This is a genomic window from Pontibacillus sp. ALD_SL1 (assembly GCF_017355605.1).
Map to the genome: position 1 here is coordinate 418,204 of NZ_CP062974.1, position 21,628 is coordinate 439,831.

The window sequence follows — 21,628 nt, forward strand, 5'->3', positions numbered from 1 at the left end:
AATCCTTCCTTCTTGGGCATATCATGTATAGATCAGCTTAGATAGGAGGGACATCAATGTGGAATCAGAATGGATATCATATGTATCCTTATTATCCTTTTCAAACTCCTTATTACCATGATGCCCGATATGCTGGACAGGGAGGCTATGGAGCCGAGCAGCAACCTGTTTACTATGATCCGGCCCAAGTTCCACTTTCATATGCCGATCAACTCATAGTACAAGATGGATTTGATCCAGCCTATCGTGCCAGTTGGAAGTCATGGGAAGACCTTGGCTCTCCTCCAAGGGGAATGAAAGGAGCACCGGCAGTGGCCTCCTGGCAGGCCAATAGGCTGGATTGTTTCGTACGTGGGGACGATAACGCTATGTGGCATAAATGGTGGGATGGTTCCCGGTGGAGAGAGTGGGAGAATCTTGGTGCACCACGAGGAGGTCTAAGAAGCTATCCGGCTGCTGTGTCATGGGGGCAAAACCGTATTGACTGTTTTGTTCGTGGACGCAACGAACGAATGTGGCACAAGTGGTGGGACGGCTCTCGTTGGAACGAGTGGGAAGACCTTGGCACGCCTCCTGGAGGCATGAAAGGTGCTCCAGCTGTGGCATCATGGCAAGCAAACCGATTAGATTGTTTTGTTCAAGGTGAAGACAACAACATGTGGCATAAGTGGTGGGATGGTTTCAGGTGGAACGAGTGGGAGAACTTAGGATCGCCTAAAGGTGGGCTACGTGATGGTCCTGGCGCTGTGTCATGGGGACCTAATCGAATTGATTGTTTCGTGCGCGGTCGTACTGATCAGCTATGGCATAAATGGTGGGATGGTTCTAGATGGAGCAATTGGGAGAACCTTGGTGCTCCGCGTGGTGGATTTGAAAATGCACCGGCAGCTTCATCGTGGTCTTCGGACAGAATCGACTGCTTCGTTCGAGGTGATAACAATAGTTTATGGAAGAAAACATGGAAAGGGACGAAGTGGAGTAATTGGAAAGACCTTGGTTCTCCACAAGGTGGTGTCCGCTCAAGCCCGGCGGCAGTCTCATGGGCAAGGAAGCGAGTGGACTGTTTTGTAAGAGGAAGAAACGATAATATGTGGCATAAGTGGTATTCGTAGAAAAAGCCTGCATCTCCTATAGGAGGTGCAGGCTTTTCGTTGTTGTAATTATGGATGATTAGCCTTCATGTATAGGAATGATCTGGCCTCTGATTTCACCTGCTAGGTTTTGTTCAGTATGGACATTCACATACGTTAATTCTTTCTTCATACAATCGAGAAGTTCAGAAATGGAGTGAATCCCGACGTCGTTCTTCACAATGTCTTCATCCCTTAGAATGCCTGTTACTACACCTTTATGAGTGGAGATGCCGTTTTGGTTTGGCAGCGTATCAAGATCTGCCCCGAACAAAAAAGCTACAACAGGCCCATTCTGATCACGATCGCCCAAATGGATATGTGCTTGAACAAAGTTCTCGATATCTTCTACTTTTAAAACGAATTTAATTTTAGTGTCATACTTATTTGCGACGAATTTCGCAAACCCAGATGCTTCAGATTCAACTGGTGGAACTTCGTTTCTTCCTTTTAAGCGTGCTTTAAAAAATTTATCCATATCATCGCCTCCTGTAGTGAACGCTCTTATCTTATTCACTGGGCTCTGAATGGTGTTTGTATATTTAAGTGGATCTGAGAGTTAGTGTGAAGGGGCCGTTACCATATGGGGTTTAGGGCTTGCTCGGGGACAACTCGCTTTCCTGCGGGGGAGCTCTGGGAAGCCTCCTCGTTCGCTTTCGCTCTCTTGCGGATTCTCCCCTAGGCTCCTTTCCCCGTGGGAGTCTCGCAGTCCCCGAGCAAGCCCTGCGTTTATGTAGTGATAGGCCCGCCTTATGCCCAACCTAAAATAAAGAAATCTCGACATCTCGCCAGTGGAAAGTGAATCGTCCCCTATACACCTTAACTACTCAACATATGTAACGACTCCTTTCATAAAAAAAGTCTACTAACTTCGTCTCTTCTTAATAGTAAGATCTTTTTGAGTTTATATACTCTGTAAAAGTAGATCCACTTCCTCACGAACGGCGGCCCATGCTTCTGTTTTTGTGTCGATCAGCATAAAGTGTTCGGCTTCTGTAAGTTCTACAAACTTCACAAATTCAGCCAGTTCTTCAGCGATGCGCTGATATCGTGAGCTGATTCCAATAGGGACATGTATATCTAGTGCCCCGTGAATAAGGACGTGCGGAACGTTAAAAGGAAGCAGTTCAAGCGGTGAGGCGGCTTTTAGTCGTTCAGATACTTCTTTAGGGCTGCCCTTTAATAAATCGGCAACAGGGTTGTTTGGTTCTGCTCCCATAGAAGTGTCTCTGAAATGGTGAACATTGTACATTGTCTCAAGATCAACCACACCTGCGAGGCTTACGACTCCTGCCACCGAATGAGGGTTCTCTACATAAAGATCACTTATGGGAGAGATCTTATGACGACCTGCGAGCCACATGGCTAGATGTCCGCCAGCTGAATGGCCAATAGTAATGGTCTTACTCGTATCTAAGTTATATTCATGAGCAAGTTTAAGTACGTAATCAAAGGCTTGTCCCGCATCTAAAAGAGTGTTTGGCCAAGCACCATCATCCTGCCCGACACGTCGGTACTCAATATTCCAAGTAGCAAAGCCTTGGGTGGTTAAATCTTCTGCAACCTTGTCCATGAGATTTAAATTGAATGGCTCTCTCCAGAAACCACCGTGGATGACAACTGCAACTGGGTGAGGTCCGTCTCCTTCTGGGAGTCTTAGTTCCCCAAATTGGTCTGTGTGGTCTCCGTAAAATATTTTCTTCATCGTAACACCTCTTCATTCTTTTATATAAGGCATTATCTCACAGATGACTGATGGAAATGAAAGTTCCGTGCAGTTTAAAAGACTTAATTTTCTGATTAATTGTTGACTTTCCTTTTCTTTCAAGATAAGTTAGTAAGTAGATGATATAACGATAAATACAAATCCGATATATTAGTGCAATACGTTTTGGTTCTGTCTGCCTGGTTTTAGGAATGATTCTAAGCGAAAATGGGGGAAGATACATGATTTTGCACAAAAATGAAAGCGCTTCAAAAAGTGATATGGAACAAGTGCAGCTAGATGGTCTTAAGACTACTGTTCAACGTGTTTACGAGAATGTTCCTTTTTACAGGGAACAATTTGATGCACTAGGTCTGAAGCCTAGTGATATTCAAACAGTTAAGGATGTTCAAAAGCTTCCTTTTTTGCAGAAAAAGGACCTTCGTGCACATTATCCATTTGGGTTATTCGCCGTAGATCGTAGTGAACTTGTGCGTCTGCATGCTTCTTCTGGGACAAGCGGAAAGCCGACTGTTGTCGGATATACAAAAAAGGATGTACAGATGTGGTCCGATCTTGTTGCTCGTGCGATCTCTTTAGCAGGTGGGAAGAAGGGGGAAATTCTGCACAATGCTTATGGCTATGGTTTATTTACGGGTGGGCTTGGTCTGCACTTTGGAAGTGAAGAGTTAGGGATGGCCACCGTTCCTGTCTCAGGGGGGAATACCGAACGTCAGATTACACTGATTGAGGATTTCAAACCCACGGTAATCTGTGGTACTCCTTCGTATATGTTGAATATTGCAGAGCGCATGGAGCTTATGGGTAAAGATCCACGTGCTACTTCCGTAAAGTATGGTATCTTTGGAGCAGAGCCATGGTCTGAAGAGATGAGACGAACTCTTGAGGAGAAATTTGATATTAAAGCGTGTGATATTTACGGTCTAAGTGAAGTGTTGGGGCCTGGTGTGGCTATGGAATGTCATGAAGCCCAAGAAGGCCTTCATGTTGCTGAGGACCATTTCCTTATTGAGGTCATTGATCCTGAAACGATGCAGCCAGTGCCTGATGGTGAAGACGGAGAGCTTGTTTTTACCAGCTTAACGAAAGAGGCCTTTCCTGTTATCCGTTACCGTACAGGTGACATCGCTTCGATTACACGTGAACCTTGTGCTTGTGGGCGTACGACAACGCGCATGTCGAGAGTCAAAGGTCGAATCGATGACATGCTTATTATAAGGGGAGTAAACGTATTTCCTTCTGAGATTGAACATTTTCTATTACAGGTAAAAGGAATTGTTCCTCATTATCAGCTTCATTTAATGCGTAAAGGAAGTATGCAACAAGTGGAGTTACAGGTCGAAGTTGATGAAGCGTTCTATGGGAGTATCGGAGAGAATCTGAATCATGAGAAATGCGTGACCTTATCAAAACAAATCAGGACAATCATGAAAAATAACTGTCTTGTCTCTGTCGATGTACGTGTGAACAAACCGAATTCCATTCCTCGTTCTGAGGGGAAAGCGGTTCGGGTTGTAGAGCAGATGATGAGTTAGTAGTAGAGTCTACTAAAAAGCCTAAATCGTTTCTTACGATTTAGGCTTTTTAGATTTTATAAAATTTTACTTAAGAAGGATTGGGTTCTAGGGTTTTGAGGGTCATCAAAAATTTGTGAAGGAGATCCTTCTTCCATAATAATCCCTTCGTCCATAAAGAGTACACGGTCACCTACTTCGCGAGCGAAGCCCATTTCGTGGGTAACAACGACCATAGTCATACCTTCAACGGCAAGGTCTTTCATAACTTGAAGAACGTCCCCGACTAGCTCTGGATCAAGAGCAGAGGTTGGCTCATCAAAGAGCATGACTTTAGGGTTCATGGCAAGAGAACGTGCAATGGCGACACGCTGTTTCTGTCCGCCTGATAAACTCTCAGGGTAGACATTTGCTTTGTCACCAAGCCCGACTTTATCAAGAAGAGCTTGCCCTTCTTTATCCGCTTCACTTTTAGATAATCCCTTTACTTTAATAGGAGCTAATGAGATGTTCTCTAAGACCGTTTTGTGGGGGAATAGATTGAAGTGCTGAAACACCATTCCAACCTGGGAACGTACAGCATTAATATCCACTTTCGGGTCTGTTAAGACATCTCCATCAATGATAATCTCACCAGAGGTGACCTCTTCTAAAAGGTTGAGGCACCTTAGGAACGTACTCTTGCCTGAACCTGAGGGACCGATTACACAGACTACTTCTTTTTCCTCAACTTTAGCGTCAATTCCTTTTAAGACTTCTGTTTTACCAAACGATTTGTGTAGATCTTTTACGGTAATCATTTATACGTCCAGCTTCCTTTCTAATCTTCTTAAGAAAAATGAGGCAGGGATTGTGATACATAAGTATAAGAAACAGACAACAATTAGCGTCTGAAATGGAGAATACGTTATGTTGTAATACTGTTTTCCGAGATATAAAAGCTCACCAATGGCGATAACGGAAAATAAAGAGGTATCTTTCAAACTGATAACAAATTGGTTTCCAAGAGGAGGAATCATTCGTTTGAAAGCCTGTGGCCATACGATAAGGCGCATTGTCTCCCGCTCACTTAACCCAAGTGCACGTCCTGCTTCACGTTGTCCTTTATCAATAGAGTGTACCGTACCACGGACGATTTCAGCAATATAAGCGCCGGCATTTATAGCGATTGCAATTATAGCGGTTGGAAGTGCTCCGATATTAAAACCGATAATATCTTCTGTGAGTCCTGAATAGATAAAAAGAATTTGTGCAAGCATCGGAGTACCACGAACAATCTCTACAAACCAAAGAGACGGTAAGTTGATGATCTTTTTCTTTGATAAACGCCCTAGGCCTACGATGGCTCCAATGATAAAGCCAAAAAATAAACCAGCTAATGTAATCCCTATGGTGAGTATGAGTCCTTCAGGGAAGATCGCTTGAAAACTTCGAATGTAATGAGAATCCATAATAGCATCAAACATTGATTAATCGCTCCTTAATTAAGTACGAAATAGAAAAGCGCAACAAGTTCATAACTTGTCGCGCTTTCTGTTGTGCCTTCTAAGGTGTTATGAACCTAAGTGACTTCTATTACTCTGGTTTTTTCCCGAAATATTCTTCATAAATTTCGTCGTAAGTTCCGTTTTCCTTCAGTGTAGCAAGCGCTTCGTTAACAGGTTCTACAAGGTCTGAGCCTTTCTCCATTGCAATACCGTAAGACTCACCTTGAAGGGTTTCACCAACCGTCTTCAACTCACCCTCGCCACTTTCTTTAATGTAGAATTCGACGTTCGGCTTATCATATAAAGATGCATCAACGCGACCGTTTCGAACGTCCATATAAGCGTTGATAATCTGAGGGAAAGCTTTTATCTTAGCATCTGTGTTTTCTTTTAAGTATGCCTCACTTGTTGTTCCTGTCTTAACGCCGACTTCTTTTCCATCGACATCATCAATCGATTTAATCTCATCGTTATCGCTATTAACCATTAAAATTAAGCCAGAATCATAGTAAGGGTCTGAGAAATCAATACTTTCCTTACGTTCTTCTGTAATAGAGATCCCAGCAATGGCAAGTGGATAGCGCCCGGACTGCATTCCAGTAATAAGTCCGTCAAACTGCATGGATTTAAATTCAACGTTAAAACCAGCTTCATCAGCAATAGCTTTCATTAAATCAATATCAAAGCCTTTCATTTCTCCAGTATCCGGATCTTTATATTCAAAAGGCTTAAAGTTTGCATCTGTGGCAACCGTGTATGTCTCTTTCTCTCCAGAGTCACCGCTGTCTCCACTATCTCCATTTGTTGCATCCCCACTAGAGTCCGATGAGGAACCACATGCTGCTAGTACAGCAATTGATAGAATTGTGATAAAAAGTGCAAATAAACGTTTCACCTAATGGACATCCCCTTCCAATTTTATGAATCTGTGTAATAGTATCTCATAATAGTCAGAAAATTTAAATATCGGTAAGGGCTAGTAATTAACAGAAAAGTATGAAAATTAAAGCTGTACTGTATATATTGCCGCTTTACTTACAATAGCTTGTATTTGGTCGTGATTGCTCGTAATTATTCATGATTTGTAAGTTTATGTTGGCTTTGAGAGAGTTGTATCGGCTTCTTTTTGAGGGATGTTGTAGAACTTTCATAGAAATTCACTATTAAATACTTAGAAGAATAATAGAAAAAGCAGCTCTCTGATAGAGGCTGCTTTTTCTATTAGCTATGCGGGCCTGCAGGATGCAGGTCAGTTCGGTGTTGGCTATTGACGTGCCGGTCTTAACCGAACTTCCTTTTCTGCTGACCAGTCGCCTGCGCTTTTCGTTCTAGATCCAGCTCCGGGGGCTAGAGGCTAGCGCGATAAGCAATCTACCTGCAGTGACTAGCGTCACTTCCGGCAGCTTGCTTATCCGTACGGCCCTGAGCACCCCGCCTGCGCTTTTCTTTATACCCACGTATAGTCCTCACCCCAACTCTCTTTCGCTAGTTGTTTGACTTGGTTGATGAGGTGGGGTTCTACTGCGTAGGCGTCGCCTTGTTCGTATGGGTTGTAGTGGAAGGCGTATAGGCGTGATGTGAATTCGTGAAAGGGTAGGGAGCATTCGCCTTCTTGTTCGCCGTTGCCCATGACACTTGGTTCAATGTTTTGTCCCCAGTTCTGGGAGCTGTCGTTATTTGGATTGTAGAAATAAACCCGGTACTGATCACTTGAATCTCTGGCGATTCTAATGATGGAGACCGCATGGAACCCGAGCAATTTACCTCTTACATTGGTAATGAAAATCCCAACTGGGTTTGGATAGATTAGTTCATAGTCATCGTTATAATCAGGGTGGTGGGTGGCATAAAACAGGCGGACGAAGCCAGAGAAGTCGTTGATAAACCCTGTAAGTGGATCGATTACGGTACTGAAGCCTTTAGACACCCAATCCCCATAGAAAGCCGGATTTACCCAGCGGTGGCCGTCTTCTCCACGAAGGGCGACTTTCGTCATCATTTCACTATAGATCCGGTCAAGGTGAGGGACGAGAACGAGTGATACTGGATCAAGTTCTGTGTGCAACTCAGGTGCTAGCCCTCCTTTTAAATCTTTCGAATGAATTGGGAGACCTTCAAATGTGAAATCGATATCTCCATCACGTGCTGCGCGTGGGATTAGCTCAAGTAGCACACCAGGTGCATGCTGTGCCCATAGACTAATGCCTCGAGCCGCTTGGCATGTTGGGTTGAATCCCTGGCCCACTCCTAGTGGCTGGCCTAGAACGCTGATAACACCAGCAACTAGGATGCTGTTTGCTGTCATTCCCTCTCCGTTTCGAACCGTTTTCAACAGAGCTGTTCGGACATCAGGGAGAATATCCAATTCTATTAATCTTCTTAAGCCAGGCATAACCGGAGAAGAAGATAGAACGCCTCGTTCGAGCATCAGAGCTAAGCCATAAATGGACTGGCAGGTTGCGGGAAAGACCGCGACCTTAATTAATTGTGTAACCATGTCCTGATGTTCTTCGAGGTTTGCCTTTCCTTTTCCGTTCAGTTGAAGTGCATATGGTATAAGAGTAGGAACCTTCTTTGAGAGTACCCTTAAAAGAGTCGCATGGTGCGGACAAGTTAAGCCGGTTTTCCGCATCGATGTGGCCATAGCAACGCACTCAGAACGTAACTCTTGTTGGGATAACTCTCGCAGTCGATTTCTGTATATGCTTAAGTCTCTGTACTGCTTGCTGAGAGGGGAAGGGCCTTCAATGGCTTCTATATAAGTAAGAAGCGATTCTCTCTCATCATATTCCAATTCTGACTTTAGCATTTCTTTCCCCATTCGAATCATAGAAACGACACGCCTGATCATAATAGGGCGCTGAGCCGTAATTCTCGTAATCTCAGAGACGAGGGTTTTGGTTAAAGCATTGGTAGATAAGTAGCTTGCGATAAATTGAAACACTTCGCTTGTTAAATCATCGTTTTCGTGTTTTTCAATGCGAGCACTTTCACTAGCATCAGGGAAGAGGAGGTTTAAATTTAAAGCTAATACTTCGTTCAAAAACTCCTCTGCCATTTCAGCCGATATTTTTGGATGAGTATAGGCATCTTTAGCGATCGCAAGCATCCGTAATTCGCTTAAGATTTCGATAATCATCGGTACTCCTTTAGCCTTTAAGGAGCCTGAAACAAGAGGCGGCTGTAAATTTTCAGCCTTTTCCCAAGGACCATCTTGGAAGACACCTATTTCTTCGAACTGGTGAGCAAAGTGAAACAGTTGTTCAAGTCCATCTTCTGTTCGAAGGAGGCGGTTGGCTTCTTGATACACGTCCGTTTGGTATCTTGATTTTGCGAAAGGTGCAGCTTTTTCTAATGCTTGTAAAGCATGTGTAAAACGTTCGACTAGATCTTCAGTACGTTGAGCCATATCTACTCTCCCTTTACATTTAGAAACTTAACGGTAGAAATTATATTCTTCGTACAACTGTAGTAATCGACGCATTTCTTCGCTGTCATCTCCGTGGAAGAAAATCGTTCCATAGTGATTGCCAAAGCCGATTCGCTCTGCTACTTTCCCTTGAGGAGGAGTAAAAAGATCGTGCTTTTCAAAAAACGGATGTTCCTCAAGCTCTTCTGGAATGTTTAACTCTTCTACGTAATCTGTTTGAGGATGAACCATCAAACATCCTGCATAACCGTCAAAATCAGTTGGATTAGGGAAGAAGAGTTCTAGTTCTTCATCAGTTGTATTTGGATCGCTGCATAGAATTTGCGCTTCGTACGCACTAAATCCATAAGCTTTTTCAATCAAGTCAAAGATATGTCCACCAGGAACCCGTGCAGCAACTTCCCCGAAGTGAAGTGTTCCATCAGGCGTTATAAAGTATTCTGGATGAATGACGCCATACTCAATTTCGAACGCATCCACGAGCTGTTGAACAGCTTTTTCAATGAGAGGACGCTTTGCCTCTAAAGAAGGAGAGGCGGGAACGAAATTGGAATAGCCTAAGCGAATATATTCCGTAATGTTTAAGAAGCGGACTTTGCCTTTATGAACAAAAGCTTCACAAGAAAACTCTTGACCGTCTAAGTGACTTTCCATAAGTAATGGGAAGTCTTGATCCTGAAGCTTTTCAACATCCTCTTCTGTATTGATGGCTAGGTGGCCGACAGATCCTGCTTTATCAAGAGGCTTAACGTGAATTGGATCTAATACATCCCCGTCAATCTTAAGTAGGGCTTCATTCACTCGTTTTAGGAACCATTTTACATCTTCGATTGAGCGCGCTTCTTCAAATACACCAACTTTAATACCAGCTATTTGAGCTTTTCGCTTCATCATTCCTTTGTCACGTAGTAACAGGGATCTGTTGAAGATACGTGGTTCTTCTCTAAAACGAGCATTTAGTGCGCCTGCCCATTCTACACACTCTTCGTAAAGAGGAACGGCTAGCTCAGCACCTAGTGCTTTTAACTTCTTATACAATAAGTCAGAACCCTCATTTAGCTTGTGAAAGTCCCACCCAACAAAGGCTATATCATGTTTTTCCGCATAAGATTCAAAATCTGGAGGTCCAACTACAACAAATGGTCGGTTTAGCCGAGCTGCTGCTTCAATGGCAGGTAAACTCCAACCGATTAAAGCAGTTAAATAAGGTTTTGTTTGTTCCTTTAAATCTGTTTCTTGTGTAGATGATTCTCTTTCTAATTGATCAAGTTCCATATAAATCGCTCCTTTTAATCAATAAGTGATGAAACGTCTGTGGAGAAGCATGATGATTGCCAGTTTAAATTTGGATGGAGTGCAGTGTTAGTTTAAACGTATCATAACTCGTAGAAAGAGTAAGCGCTTTATAGTCGATTCGACAAAACTAGTGTCGATTCTACAAGGATTTTATGAAGATTTAACGAACAATTGTGTTTTCATGCTAGATTTGGTAATTTGAACGTACAACACTGAAGTGTAGAAGGTGAACGCATGTATTTATCAATACAGGAAACAGCAGAGTACTTAGAATTACCTGCAGAATATATTGAAAAGCTTGTAAGAGTGGGGAGAATTCGTTCTATATTTGATGGTGAACGCTATTTGATTAATCAAAATCAGTTTACAACTCATTTTGAACAAGTGGAGAAGTATCGCCAATATATACAAGACTACTTAAATGAACCAATCCCAGAAGATCCAGACATTAAGGATGAGGATTAATGTGGGAGAGGCCCATCTAGAAAGGGAGCTTTGCATTGAAAGAAATCTATAGTGAAGTGCTGCAATATCGAGGGACGCATTATGACTTTGGCTATAAACAAGGTGAACTCTTAAAGGATTCATTAACCGTCCGAAACAGAGAGAAGCAGTGGAAGATTCGAAAACCGCGGTTTACGGTTGAGGAGGAGGAAGTTAAGAATGCTATTAAGCGGTTTGCCCCTGGTATTTGGGATGAATTATTAGGACTTAGAGATGCTCTCGGCTGGTCGATGGAGCGGGTGATGATGGAGTTTGGTGGATATCGCGTCGAGTATGTAAAATCGGGCTGTTCCATCTTAACAGGCGATGGCTACATGATTCGTAACTACGACTACCAGCCCAAAACGTACGAAGGTCGTTATGTTTTCTATCAGCCAACAGATGGGGGCTACGCGATGGCTGGACCTTCTCAGCGTGTAACAGGCAGAATGGATGGCATTAATGAGAAAGGTTTGGCAATAGGGTATAACTTTATGCACCGCAAGAAGCCGGGTAATGGATTTATTTGTTGCATGATTGGTCGCTTAATTCTTGAATCGTGTGCAAATGTGGACGAAGCGGTGGCGATGCTTAAAGACATTCCTCATCGTCATTCCTTCAGTTATATCGTTTATGATGGCAAAGGCGAGACCTATGTTGTAGAAACATCTCCAAGAGGTGTCGAGGTGCGCCAATCGAACGTATGCACGAACCATTTCGAGATTATGAAACATGAGAACCGGAACTACTTAAAAGACTCTGAGCGTCGAATGGATGTCATTAATCATGAAAAGGATCAACTCACAAGCGGATATGAAGCTTTTCGATTGATGAACGATTCTGACCGAGGTGTATTCTCGAAGCAATATCGGAACTGGGCAGGAACGATTCACACCACCGCCTATTTCCCAAAGAGCCTTACAGCCTGGATGGCCCTTGGAGGCAACAGAGAGCCAGTAGAATTTGACTTTGCTCACTGGTTGCAAGGAAATGACCTGGACATCTCCCGCATCTATGGCGAAGTCGACACAGACCTACCATTTGTCCACATGGACGAAAACGCACGCTAACAAAGAAGGGCCACCTAAAAAGGTGGCCCTTCTTTGTTGCTGTAGGTTGTTTCCGTTCGCTTTAGTAGAGTGTAAGGTGGTTCGGGAAATTACTCGCTTTCCGCGGCGAGCTGGGGAGCCTCCTCAATCGCTACGCTCATTCCGGGGTCTCCCCTAGGCTCCTACTGCCGCAGGAAAGCGAGTTGTCCTCCAGCCAGCCCAAGCTCTTTTACCGTAACGGACCTTCTCTGCCTATAGTTACCTTGGAATGCTTACGCGTCTGAGCGGTGGGCGACTACTTCTACTTCGACTTTAACATCTTTCGGCAGACGACTTACTTCAATGGCTGCTCGTGCTGGGTAAGGTTCTTGAAGGAAGCTGGCATAGATTTCATTAACTGTTTGGAAGTCTTCCATAGAAGCAAGATAAATATTCGCCTTAGCGATATGCGCATAGTTAAGGCCCGCTTCTTCTAAAATCGCTCCAACGTTCTTCATCACCTGTGTCGTTTGCTCGCTCACATCATCTGAAACAATTTCCATCGTGCTTGGGTTTAGTGGGATTTGTCCGGATACGAATACAATTTGACCAAGGTCAATTGCTTGAGAATAAGGGCCGATTGCTTCTGGTGCGTTGTTTGTTGAAATTGCTTTAACCATTTTGAAAAACTCCTTTATTATTTAATGGGACGGTATGTGAGGGAGTCCACCCCTATAAATGAAGGCCTCATTATTCATAAAAAAAGTCTAATGGACACGCATAAATGCGATGAACTTTTTATATAATGAGGATACAAAAGTTGATGAAAGCTTGCGTGGCAAGTACGCCTATCATACCATATATTATCAGAAAATTTTAACGATCGAAATTTTTAGGCGCTTACCACTTTACTTCGCTAATGGGATCATGTATGATTTGGGTTAACTTAAAATTTTAAATAGCGATAAACTTCTTATCCAGAGAGGCGGAGGGACTGGCCCTTTGATGCCCGGCAACCATCGAGTCGATGAATACAATCGACAAGAACGGTGCCAATTCCTGCAGGAACAATATGTTCTTGGAAGATGAGAGGATCGTACGGATATACACTTACGAGCCCTTTCTTGGATAAAAAGAGAGGGCTCTTCTATATGTAAGAGGCCGCGATCGTACTCTCGAAGAAAGAAGTGTCGTTTTAAGAAAGGGAGAGATTAGAATGGCAACAGCAGTATTTGCAGCAGGATGTTTTTGGGGAGTAGAGGCTTATTTTGAACGAATTGAAGGCGTGAAAGCGACACGCGTCGGATTTATGGGAGGCACTGTTACAAACCCTTCATACCAACAGGTGAAAGCAGGGGGAACCGGTCATGCGGAAGCAACGAAAGTTGAATATGATCCAAGCCTGATTTCCTATAGCGAACTTGTAGATCACTTCTTTGAATGCCACAACCCTACACAGCGTAATCGTCAGGGCGAAGACGTAGGTTCTCAGTATCGATCTGTTATCTTCGCTACAGAAGAACAACAAGCGATTGCTTCTGCCAAGATTACTGAATGGAACAACAAAGGTATATTCAAGAGCGAGATTGTTACGGAAGTTAATGAAGTTACAGAGTTTTACGACGCTGAAGAGTATCATCAGAAGTATCTTCAGAAGAATGGCTCCGTTTCTTGCGGAATTGGCTAAGGCAGCCTGACTTGTGTTTCTTCAGAACATATGATATTTTAATTTCAATGCCACCTCGTAATCGATACGACTGCGGGAACTTAACCATCCGTTTGAGGTGGCAGGTTACATAATGATTCATTCTAAAGGCGATACGAACCGTTATTCATAACGGTTCGTATCGCCTTTTTCTCTTTCTAGTTTTATCTGAATTAAAGCTAAAACAATAAAGCATGTAGCTGCAACTACATAACAAAACAGCGTAAACCATGTGGCAATATCATTAAAATAACCAATAATCGCAAATATAAATCCCACTATAAAGAGGAGAATAGTCTTCATAGGCTTACCCTTTGTCCTTTATCTTGTTTCTTAGATAGAAAAAAGATACAACTATTTAATAAACTCATATGATCTACCTCCTAAAAGATTTCCTTACCGTTTACTCATATACGATCTTATCTATGTTTAGGTTTCCTTTTTGTTCTCGGTATATATAAATAGGTGTCGTGATATTCCAAGAACTGACTTGAACCGAAGAATAGGGGGTGACCCCTGGTAAGGAAAAGGTATTGGAAATGACAACCCCTCTATAAGTAGACAGTGTGATGGAAAGCTCTCTCATGGCTCTAGTGAATAAGTAACAATAAATGAGGTCAAATTGTTCGGGTGAAGCGGTAAAGAAATCTTTTCTAATAACAACTATATTGCGGTAACCTCTTAAGCGAATCATCCCTTTCATATAGAGGAATGGGATTAAGGAGGTTTCATAGGCGTACACCGTTGCGGTAGGAAATTCCTTAGAGAAAGCAATGGCCATTGTTCCCCAACCAGCGCCAAAGTCGGCGATTGTAGAAGGATTGTAAGCTTCTGCAACCCTTATTACTTCTTGCTTAACCTTAAGACTTGTAGGTGTTGGCGTGATTCCATTTGTAAATGAACGTAATACAATAGAGACAAGAATAAATGTGATGGTTGCAAGAAGTATGACTGTCATTGCATTTGTAATCATAAAAAAAGAATTTCCTTTCCGATTGATAATTGTGAGATATAATTCTTTGAATTCTACAAAATATGCCATTTTCACTTGAATGTAAACTCTGAGAAGTCGATAAAAAGAAAAAAGATGACTTCTGGAGGTAGCTGATTATGAATGTTAAGGACATGCGTTTGCAAGATGTGAAAAAGAAAAACGTGTTAATGACTGCTACATATAGTATTACTATGTTGTCAGGGCTAACCCTCGCTTTACAACAGGAGGCTGTTTTTCGAGCGTCGATCTATGGAATAGAGTTAATCATGTTCTGGATATTGCTCTATGTATTACAAAGGCTGTTACAAAAACCAAAAGTGTTTGCTTACATCGCTGTGCTTATGCCATTCGGTGGATATGGCTGGATAGTCTATTTAGAAGGCGGAACCCTAACTGGGGATTTAATTCTTTTATTCCTAGCTGTATTCTCGGCCATCCATTTAGACCGTAGGAACTTTGCGATAGGGTATGTCCTTGGGCTTGCTACTTTAATTGCCAGTCATACTTGGCCTGACCCAGATCAAGTAGAATTGATGAACACGATTTTCCCTGCTATAACGTTTATCTATTTGTTAATGGGAGTCATGTTAGGTGTAATGGTTTATTTGGCGGAACAAACGTTTAAGAAACTTGAGACGATTCTTTACACCACTGAACAGGAGCGAGAGATTCAAGCCAAGCAGAAGGAAAAGCTTGAAAAAGAGGCTACACTCATTGCGGAGAACATTACCCGTGTTAACGATCAGGTTCAGATAAACGTTCACGCACAAGGGGAAATGAAAACAGCCGTTCAAGAGGTGTCAGCTGGTGCCCAAAGTCAAAGTGAGCAAATTACAGATATTTCGGAACACGCTCAAAGTACGATGACAACCATTTCTCAAATGAAAGAGTCGCTAACCGTTCTTCAGTCAGAAACGAATCAAGCGTCTAAAGAGATTAATGGAGGCCAACAACGTATTTACCATCTTGAATCTGAAATGAATGAGCTACGAAAAGTGATTCGCATGCTCAATGATACATTTAATATCTTAACAGGCAAAATTAAAGAAACGAATCAATTTACTGAAGATATTCAGCAAATTACAGAACAGACGAACCTTCTTGCTCTTAATGCTTCGATTGAAGCAGCAAGAGCCGGAGAAGCAGGGAAAGGCTTTTCAGTGGTAGCTGATGAAATTCGTAAGTTGGCAGAGGTAACGGGTCAGTCAGCTAAGAAGATTACCACAAATCTTGGAGAATTAAATGATAGCAATGCAAAAGCGTTAAATCAGATGAAAACAGGTAGTGAAAAGCTCGATGAAAGTGTAGAAACCATGAACGAAGTTGTTTCTTCGTTTGAACGTATCCAGTCATCATTACGTCATGTCGAGGAACGTACAGATGAGTGTAACGCCATAAGCGGAGATGTCGAAAATCGATCTCGTCAAGTAGAAGCAGCTACGAGCGAACTAGCTGCTATTATTGAACAAGCTTCTGCAAGTATGGAAGAGATGAGCGCGACGATTGAGAGCCTTAATGAAGATAGTGAGAAAATTGGAGCTTATATAGATGAAACCTCTACAAGCGCAAGGCAGCTTATATCCCTTTAAGGTATATACCCCTATGAGCATATATGGAGTATCATTCCTTCTCCTGTGGTACACTACGAGTAATCGATTATATGTTAGGTGGTGTACCTATGCAACACGCTCAAACAATGGAAGAGATTCGTTCAACAATTGAACAAGATGGATTAAACCTCTTATATATTTCAAGGCCAGGATGCTCAGTGTGCCATGCCCTTTTACCTCAAATTGATGAAGTATTAGAGCAGTACCCTGCCGTTCAAGCTGTGCACGCGGATGCAGATGAAATCCCTGAAATAGCAGGGGAATTTTCTATCTTTACTGTACCTGTAATAATGGTTTTTGCGGATGGGAAAGAGCAATTTCGTAAAGCTCGTTTCGTACCTGTGGATGAATTCGAAGAGCAACTTGCAAAGTTAAATCGTCTTATTAATGAGTAATTGAAGAGCCTCGTTCATTCCTTATGAGAATGGACGAGTTTTTTATAGATGGTAGATTAGATATCCGCTTTTGTGCTCTCGCACTAGAGCCGCTTTTTGCTCAACTTAAGCCACCATTACGTAAGTGGAGCCATGTCTCCTGATCTTGCGCTATAAAAGTCAGATTTAAGCTGTTATTTTTATAGCTTGAACCTGCGCAAACTGACTTGAGTCATGTATCACTAACTTAAGCCGAGCTCGCAGTATTTGAGCCGTAATCCTCAACCAGTGAAGAGTCAATTACTGAGTAATGAGCTTTCTGTTATCCTTACTTTTTCATTACATATACATGATAGAATACTAATAAAGCAGATGCTCTGTGAAAACGATGTAAACTCTTGGAGTAAAGAGGAAATACTAGAAGGTGTCACGAAGATAATGAAGAGAGGATTGATCCAGCATGATTTACGTGCTTTTTGCGGTTGTAGCCCTTTTCTTAGCGTATATGATTATTCGTACGGATCGTAAGAGAGAAGAGGTTGAGGAAGTAGGACAAATGTCCATCATTAGCAATTATATCGTTATGGAAATAGAAGATGAAGAGCAATTTGAGCAATCGTTTCAACCATTGAAAGAGCTTTCTGAACAGTATTCGTGGTTTGAGCCTGGTCATATACTTTGTAGAGTTGACCTTTATGGGGACCAATATGAGGATACGTGGGACGGGCTTCTCGCAAACACTAGCTATAACAAGGAACAAGAGCCGTACTTCTTGTTTTTCGAACATAAGATTCATACGGTAACTCAATCTGATTTACCGTGGGAAGCGTTGGTTTTCGAGACGGCTAGTCTTGAGGAAGCGAAGCAGTTCGTGAGTGGTTACGGTCGTTTGAAATAGGTTTACATTCGCACGTAATGCGGTAATTTGTAAGAAAAAGGTTACCGGAGGTGGGCGATATGCCTTGGGATACAAATGATTATCCAAGCTCATTAAAGAATTTAGACACACCTATAAGAAAGAAAGCAATCGATATTGCGAATGCAATGTTAGATGATGGCTATGACGAAGACCGGGCTATTCCAATTGCGACAGAACAAGCGAAAGAATGGTATGACAATGCAAGTGAAAAAGAAGTCAATCAGGTGAAACAGATGAGTGATCAGGATTTAAAGAGTCGTGATGATCAAGACAATCAGTCTGATCCTCGACCTGAACTTCTTGAAAAAGGAGAACACGTTGTAGCTCATGAAGATGGGTGGGCCGTTCAAACAGAGCAGGCGAAAAAGCCTTCAGACGTGTTTGAAAAGAAGCAAGATGCTATTGACCGTGCCAAAGAGATCGCTCAAAACAAAGGAACGAAAGTCATTATCCATAAAAAAGATGGCAGTATCCAGGAACAAACATCATACGATTCATAATTACCAAAGCTGTCTCATACAACAAAGGTGGGACAGCTTTATTTTAAATCTGGCAAAGTGTCTTGAGTTTGAGTTTATACTTAATAGAGGAGAGGTCGACTTATGAAACATAACTATTCCATTGATGAGTTTATTCGGCAGACAAAGCAGGATGAATCGGAGAATGATTACTTTGAGTTAGAAACCCCTCGTATGCTTGAGGTTAATTTAAATGGTGATGTGTGGGCTAAGATGGGGTCCATGATTTCTTATAATGGATCCATTCGATTTGAGCGCGAAGGAATCCTTGAACATGGAATTGGAAAGATGTTTAAGAAAGCTTTCTCAGGAGAAGGTGCTTCTCTCATGAAGGCAGATGGTAATGGAAAGCTTTATTTAGCAGATCAGGGGAAGAAGATTACCATCCTTCATCTGAATAATGAAGCAATTACGGTAAATGGCAATGACCTTCTTGCTTTTGAACCTGGCATCGACTGGGACATTAAGTTGATGAAAAAGGTAGCTGGCATGATGTCTGGAGGGCTTTTTAATATTCGATTAGAAGGCCGCGGACTTGTAGCCATAACCTCTCACTACGAGCCTTTAACCCTTTTGGTTACACCGGATCAACCTGTTATGACGGATCCTAACGCTACTGTGGCTTGGTCTGGACATTTGCAGCCTGAGTTTAAAACCGATGTTACGTTGAAGAGCTTCTTTGGACGGGGGAGTGGAGAGTCTGTTCAAATGAAATTCTCTGGTGAAGGCTTCGTAATCGTTCAACCTTTTGAAGAAGTCTACTATTCTCAATCTAACCAGTAAGTGAACTAGCACTGCTCCTTCAAGTATGTTTCCGACTGCATTCGTTCATACTGATAGAAAAAAGGCAAGGAGTGGCAGGATTGAAGCATCAACTGAAACGGATTGAGCGTAGTGGCAATAGAAGAGCTGAACATAAGCTCGTTGGCGTAAGTGTTGGGGAACGTGAGGAATGGCTATGGACGGCTTTTGTAAAGAAAGGGAACGTTGGCTGGGTATTTGTATCGAGCCGCCCGAAAATGATGAATAGCAGAGAAGTAGAATGGAAGAGTCAACAAACTGTTCCGCCAGATGTGAACCGATTCATATCGGAACTGGCACAAAAAGTCGATGCTTTGTTTAAAGTAAATGAAGTCTCTTAATCAAAGCGACCTTTCTTGTACAAGAAAGGTCGCTTTTTATGCGCAATATATGATTTCTATATAGCTGAACCTTATTCGCTAGCACGGGATTCGTCTTTAAATACGCCTTTATGTGCTCCGTCACAGAAGGGTTTGTTACTAGATCGTCCACATCTGCACAGGGAGCATCCTTTCTTTGTGGTAAATTCTTTGCCTGTAGCATCTTTAAGTGTGAAGTCTCCCGTTACAAACAAAGGCCCGTTGTCTCTTACTTTTATATCTGCGATCTCGATCTCCTCCTTTTTGTCACTATATGTTGGTTAGCTAACTTTTACGACAGTCTAAGCACATTATGCAAATGGGCGAATAAACTAATGTAAACGTGTTCAGTTAGGGGGGGCGGTTTCTATGTCTATCAAGCGATTTCCGGTATTGGTTCAAATGGATGACGGGGAAAGATGGGGATATATTGATCGTAAAGGCGACATTAAAATAACACCTAAGTATTCATATGCACGGGATTTTCAGAATAATGGGTTAGCAGTAGTGGAAGGGGATCAGCGAAATGGAGTTATTAATATAAAAGGCGATTATGTTGTTGAACCTATATATGAATCCATTACTGAATTCAGTGAAGGGCGAGCAGTCGTTTATAGAAATAATGAGTTTCAGGTTATTAATGAGAAAGGGGCTATTCTTACGCCCAAATCCTATTCATACATTGGAACGTACCAAAATGGTTTAGCCTTATTTAGTGAAGAGAAAGAGGGGACGACGTATTACGGTTATTTAAATAATCAAGGTCAAGAAGCAATTCCTGCTCAATATTTGTCTGGTGATCCATTTAAGGATGCGAGGGCAGTTGTGCAGGTCAAGGAGAATCAATATGCTTTAATTAACCGAGATGGAAATCCTTTTTATACCTATAATTACCCGTATGTTGGCAATTATGGCGAAGGGATGCTCGCCTTTCAACAAGATAAGGGTGGGAAATACGGTTATATTAACGAAAGAGGTCGAGTGGTCATAGAACCTTCTTACGATTACGTGCAGGCTTTTAAAGAAGGTCGTGCTGTTGTTACCGTGGCTGAAGATTATATCTTTCGGTATGGACTGATTGACCCAAAAGGCAACCAAATCTTACAGCCTGTTCATGATGATATCAATCGGTTGGGGGAGAAGAGGATAGCGATAGGTAAGGCCATTGTCCCTGACCAACCGTACCTTGGGAGTAAGTATGCCATAGCGGATTTAAATGGAGACCTTTTATCTCCATTTCGTTATCAGAATGTATTGGATTATGAGAAAGGATTGGCATCCGCTCATGATGATGAAAATACATTTTTCCTCAATCGAAAAGGTAATATCGCGCAAAACAAACCAGTCTTGCCAGGTCAAGGTAACCTCTCGTTAGAAGGTCCTCTTATTAAAGCCATAATTGACTATGAACTTCTCTATTTAACACAAGAAGGGGAAGTGATATGGAGGCCAAAGAGGACAATACGTCTGAATAACCAGTTTCGAATTTTGAAGATGAAGTACAAACCAAATATCGATTATCTCGTCTACTACCCAGTCGTAAGAGGAATGGATGAAACGGATATTCAAAAAGAAGTCAACGAAACTTTAAAAGAGATGTCACAGGTTAAGGAGATCCCAAAAGAAAAGAAGCTCGATTACAGCTATTTTGGTGATTTCGCGATTGATTATTTCCATAAAGATCTTGTCGTTATTGAATTAAACGGCTCCCAATATTACTTTGGAGCTGCTCATCCAATGCCAACGAAACTGCATGCTAATCTGAATCTAGTTGATGGTACATTTTATCAACTATCGAATCTCTTCAAAGAGGGAAGCCCTTATACTGAAGTGTTAACAAAGTTAGTTAATGAGCAAATAAAAGAACAAGCTGACTCTTATTATTTTGACGATGTAGATGTGAAAGTGGATGCGGATCAGCCATTCTATGTGAACGATACATCTTTGTTCGTATATTATGCCCCTTATGAAATCGCTCCTTATGTAGCAGGCTTCCCAACATTTGAAATTCCTTTTGAGCAAATCAGCGAACTTATTGATTATAAGGGGTCCTTCTGGAGGTCCTTCCATAGTAATATGACCAACTAGGGTTTTTACCTTCGTTGGTCTTTTTTTGCTCTGCGTTCAAGAATGGGGAATTAATCTTGAAGACTTGAAGCTGAGAGAATGTTCCCGTATGCGTTATTGGAGCGTGAGGCGGTTCGGGAAATCACTCGCTTTCCGCGGCGAGCTGGGGAGCCTCCTCAGTCGCATT

General features: G+C 42.2%; 23 protein-coding genes and 1 riboswitch. Of the genes, 12 read left to right on the top strand and 11 right to left on the bottom strand.

Features of this window, described 5'->3' with window-relative positions; all coding sequences use genetic code 11:
• The first annotated feature begins 56 nt into the window (after nucleotides 1–56).
• Nucleotides 57–1,112, top strand: a complete 1,056-nt coding sequence (locus tag IMZ31_RS02170) for a PLL family lectin (protein WP_207529020.1) — start codon at nucleotides 57–59, stop codon at nucleotides 1,110–1,112.
• A gap of 58 nt (nucleotides 1,113–1,170) precedes the next feature.
• Here IMZ31_RS02170 and IMZ31_RS02175 read toward each other — a convergent pair whose 3' ends face one another.
• A complete protein-coding gene (locus IMZ31_RS02175; RefSeq protein WP_207529021.1) occupies nucleotides 1,171–1,608 on the bottom strand; it encodes a CHRD domain-containing protein in 438 nt (145 codons plus the stop codon).
• 426 nt (nucleotides 1,609–2,034) lie between these two features.
• Complete coding sequence (locus IMZ31_RS02180; RefSeq protein WP_207529022.1) at nucleotides 2,035–2,835, bottom strand: alpha/beta hydrolase; 801 nt, start codon at nucleotides 2,833–2,835, stop codon at nucleotides 2,035–2,037.
• 242 nt (nucleotides 2,836–3,077) lie between these two features.
• Between IMZ31_RS02180 and IMZ31_RS02185 the strand changes: the two genes are divergently transcribed.
• Nucleotides 3,078–4,391, top strand: coding sequence for a phenylacetate--CoA ligase family protein (locus tag IMZ31_RS02185; RefSeq protein ID WP_207529023.1), 1,314 nt, complete (start codon nucleotides 3,078–3,080; stop codon nucleotides 4,389–4,391).
• A gap of 56 nt (nucleotides 4,392–4,447) precedes the next feature.
• Here the strand turns inward: IMZ31_RS02185 and IMZ31_RS02190 are convergent, their stop codons facing one another.
• From IMZ31_RS02190 to IMZ31_RS02210, 5 genes are all read right to left on the bottom strand, one after another.
• Nucleotides 4,448–5,170, bottom strand: a complete 723-nt coding sequence (locus IMZ31_RS02190) for an amino acid ABC transporter ATP-binding protein (RefSeq protein ID WP_207529024.1) — start codon at nucleotides 5,168–5,170, stop codon at nucleotides 4,448–4,450.
• On the bottom strand, nucleotides 5,171–5,836 hold the full coding sequence (locus IMZ31_RS02195; RefSeq protein WP_036784105.1) for an amino acid ABC transporter permease: 666 nt from the start codon (nucleotides 5,834–5,836) through the stop codon (nucleotides 5,171–5,173).
• 109 nt (nucleotides 5,837–5,945) lie between these two features.
• Complete coding sequence (locus IMZ31_RS02200) at nucleotides 5,946–6,752, bottom strand: glutamine ABC transporter substrate-binding protein (RefSeq protein WP_207529025.1); 807 nt, start codon at nucleotides 6,750–6,752, stop codon at nucleotides 5,946–5,948.
• Between the two features lie 552 nt (nucleotides 6,753–7,304).
• On the bottom strand, nucleotides 7,305–9,266 hold the full coding sequence (locus IMZ31_RS02205; RefSeq protein WP_207529026.1) for a hypothetical protein: 1,962 nt from the start codon (nucleotides 9,264–9,266) through the stop codon (nucleotides 7,305–7,307).
• 27 nt (nucleotides 9,267–9,293) lie between these two features.
• Nucleotides 9,294–10,562, bottom strand: a complete 1,269-nt coding sequence (locus IMZ31_RS02210) for an ATP-grasp domain-containing protein (RefSeq protein ID WP_207529027.1) — start codon at nucleotides 10,560–10,562, stop codon at nucleotides 9,294–9,296.
• Nucleotides 10,563–10,817: 255 nt separating this feature from the next.
• Here IMZ31_RS02210 and IMZ31_RS02215 point away from each other — a divergent pair, with 255 nt between their 5' ends.
• Together IMZ31_RS02215 and IMZ31_RS02220 are read left to right on the top strand one after the other, a co-directional pair.
• Nucleotides 10,818–11,048 (top strand): excisionase family DNA-binding protein, encoded by a 231-nt coding sequence (locus tag IMZ31_RS02215; RefSeq protein ID WP_207529028.1) that lies wholly within the window; start codon nucleotides 10,818–10,820, stop codon nucleotides 11,046–11,048.
• 35 nt (nucleotides 11,049–11,083) lie between these two features.
• A complete protein-coding gene (locus tag IMZ31_RS02220; RefSeq protein ID WP_207529029.1) occupies nucleotides 11,084–12,136 on the top strand; it encodes a C45 family autoproteolytic acyltransferase/hydrolase in 1,053 nt (350 codons plus the stop codon).
• A 251-nt stretch (nucleotides 12,137–12,387) separates the two neighbouring features.
• Here IMZ31_RS02220 and IMZ31_RS02225 read toward each other — a convergent pair whose 3' ends face one another.
• On the bottom strand, nucleotides 12,388–12,774 hold the full coding sequence (locus IMZ31_RS02225) for a Rid family detoxifying hydrolase (protein WP_207529030.1): 387 nt from the start codon (nucleotides 12,772–12,774) through the stop codon (nucleotides 12,388–12,390).
• A gap of 290 nt (nucleotides 12,775–13,064) precedes the next feature.
• A riboswitch (SAM riboswitch) is annotated at nucleotides 13,065–13,186 on the top strand.
• 124 nt (nucleotides 13,187–13,310) lie between these two features.
• Between IMZ31_RS02225 and msrA the strand changes: the two genes are divergently transcribed.
• The gene (gene msrA / locus IMZ31_RS02230; RefSeq protein WP_207529031.1) at nucleotides 13,311–13,781 is read left to right on the top strand and encodes a peptide-methionine (S)-S-oxide reductase MsrA; all 471 of its coding nucleotides are present in this window, start codon (nucleotides 13,311–13,313) and stop codon (nucleotides 13,779–13,781) included.
• Between the two features lie 141 nt (nucleotides 13,782–13,922).
• On the opposite strand, the gene IMZ31_RS02235 is transcribed toward msrA, so the two are convergent.
• Both IMZ31_RS02235 and IMZ31_RS02240 read right to left on the bottom strand, forming a co-directional pair.
• Entirely contained in the window at nucleotides 13,923–14,102 is a 180-nt protein-coding gene (locus IMZ31_RS02235) for a hypothetical protein (RefSeq protein WP_207529032.1), read from the bottom strand.
• Nucleotides 14,103–14,202: 100 nt separating this feature from the next.
• Nucleotides 14,203–14,772, bottom strand: a complete 570-nt coding sequence (locus IMZ31_RS02240) for a methyltransferase (protein WP_207529033.1) — start codon at nucleotides 14,770–14,772, stop codon at nucleotides 14,203–14,205.
• Between the two features lie 137 nt (nucleotides 14,773–14,909).
• Here IMZ31_RS02240 and IMZ31_RS02245 point away from each other — a divergent pair, with 137 nt between their 5' ends.
• The 6 genes from IMZ31_RS02245 (at nucleotide 14,910) to IMZ31_RS02270 (ending at nucleotide 19,356) form a co-directional block, all read left to right on the top strand.
• Entirely contained in the window at nucleotides 14,910–16,382 is a 1,473-nt protein-coding gene (locus IMZ31_RS02245) for a methyl-accepting chemotaxis protein (protein ID WP_207529034.1), read from the top strand.
• Between the two features lie 89 nt (nucleotides 16,383–16,471).
• Complete coding sequence (locus tag IMZ31_RS02250; RefSeq protein ID WP_207529035.1) at nucleotides 16,472–16,798, top strand: thioredoxin family protein; 327 nt, start codon at nucleotides 16,472–16,474, stop codon at nucleotides 16,796–16,798.
• A gap of 439 nt (nucleotides 16,799–17,237) precedes the next feature.
• Nucleotides 17,238–17,675 carry a hypothetical protein gene (locus IMZ31_RS02255; RefSeq protein ID WP_207529036.1) on the top strand — a complete coding sequence of 146 codons (438 nt, stop codon included), beginning with the start codon at nucleotides 17,238–17,240 and terminating at the stop codon, nucleotides 17,673–17,675.
• A 59-nt stretch (nucleotides 17,676–17,734) separates the two neighbouring features.
• Entirely contained in the window at nucleotides 17,735–18,196 is a 462-nt protein-coding gene (locus IMZ31_RS02260) for a DUF2188 domain-containing protein (RefSeq protein WP_207529037.1), read from the top strand.
• Nucleotides 18,197–18,298: 102 nt separating this feature from the next.
• A complete protein-coding gene (locus IMZ31_RS02265) occupies nucleotides 18,299–18,997 on the top strand; it encodes an AIM24 family protein (RefSeq protein WP_207529038.1) in 699 nt (232 codons plus the stop codon).
• Nucleotides 18,998–19,077: 80 nt separating this feature from the next.
• On the top strand, nucleotides 19,078–19,356 hold the full coding sequence (locus IMZ31_RS02270; RefSeq protein WP_036784061.1) for a hypothetical protein: 279 nt from the start codon (nucleotides 19,078–19,080) through the stop codon (nucleotides 19,354–19,356).
• A gap of 71 nt (nucleotides 19,357–19,427) precedes the next feature.
• Here IMZ31_RS02270 and IMZ31_RS02275 read toward each other — a convergent pair whose 3' ends face one another.
• Nucleotides 19,428–19,589 (bottom strand): CDGSH iron-sulfur domain-containing protein, encoded by a 162-nt coding sequence (locus tag IMZ31_RS02275; RefSeq protein ID WP_371825474.1) that lies wholly within the window; start codon nucleotides 19,587–19,589, stop codon nucleotides 19,428–19,430.
• A 154-nt stretch (nucleotides 19,590–19,743) separates the two neighbouring features.
• Between IMZ31_RS02275 and IMZ31_RS02280 the strand changes: the two genes are divergently transcribed.
• Nucleotides 19,744–21,462 (top strand): WG repeat-containing protein, encoded by a 1,719-nt coding sequence (locus IMZ31_RS02280; protein WP_207529039.1) that lies wholly within the window; start codon nucleotides 19,744–19,746, stop codon nucleotides 21,460–21,462.
• Nucleotides 21,463–21,628 lie beyond the last annotated feature (166 nt).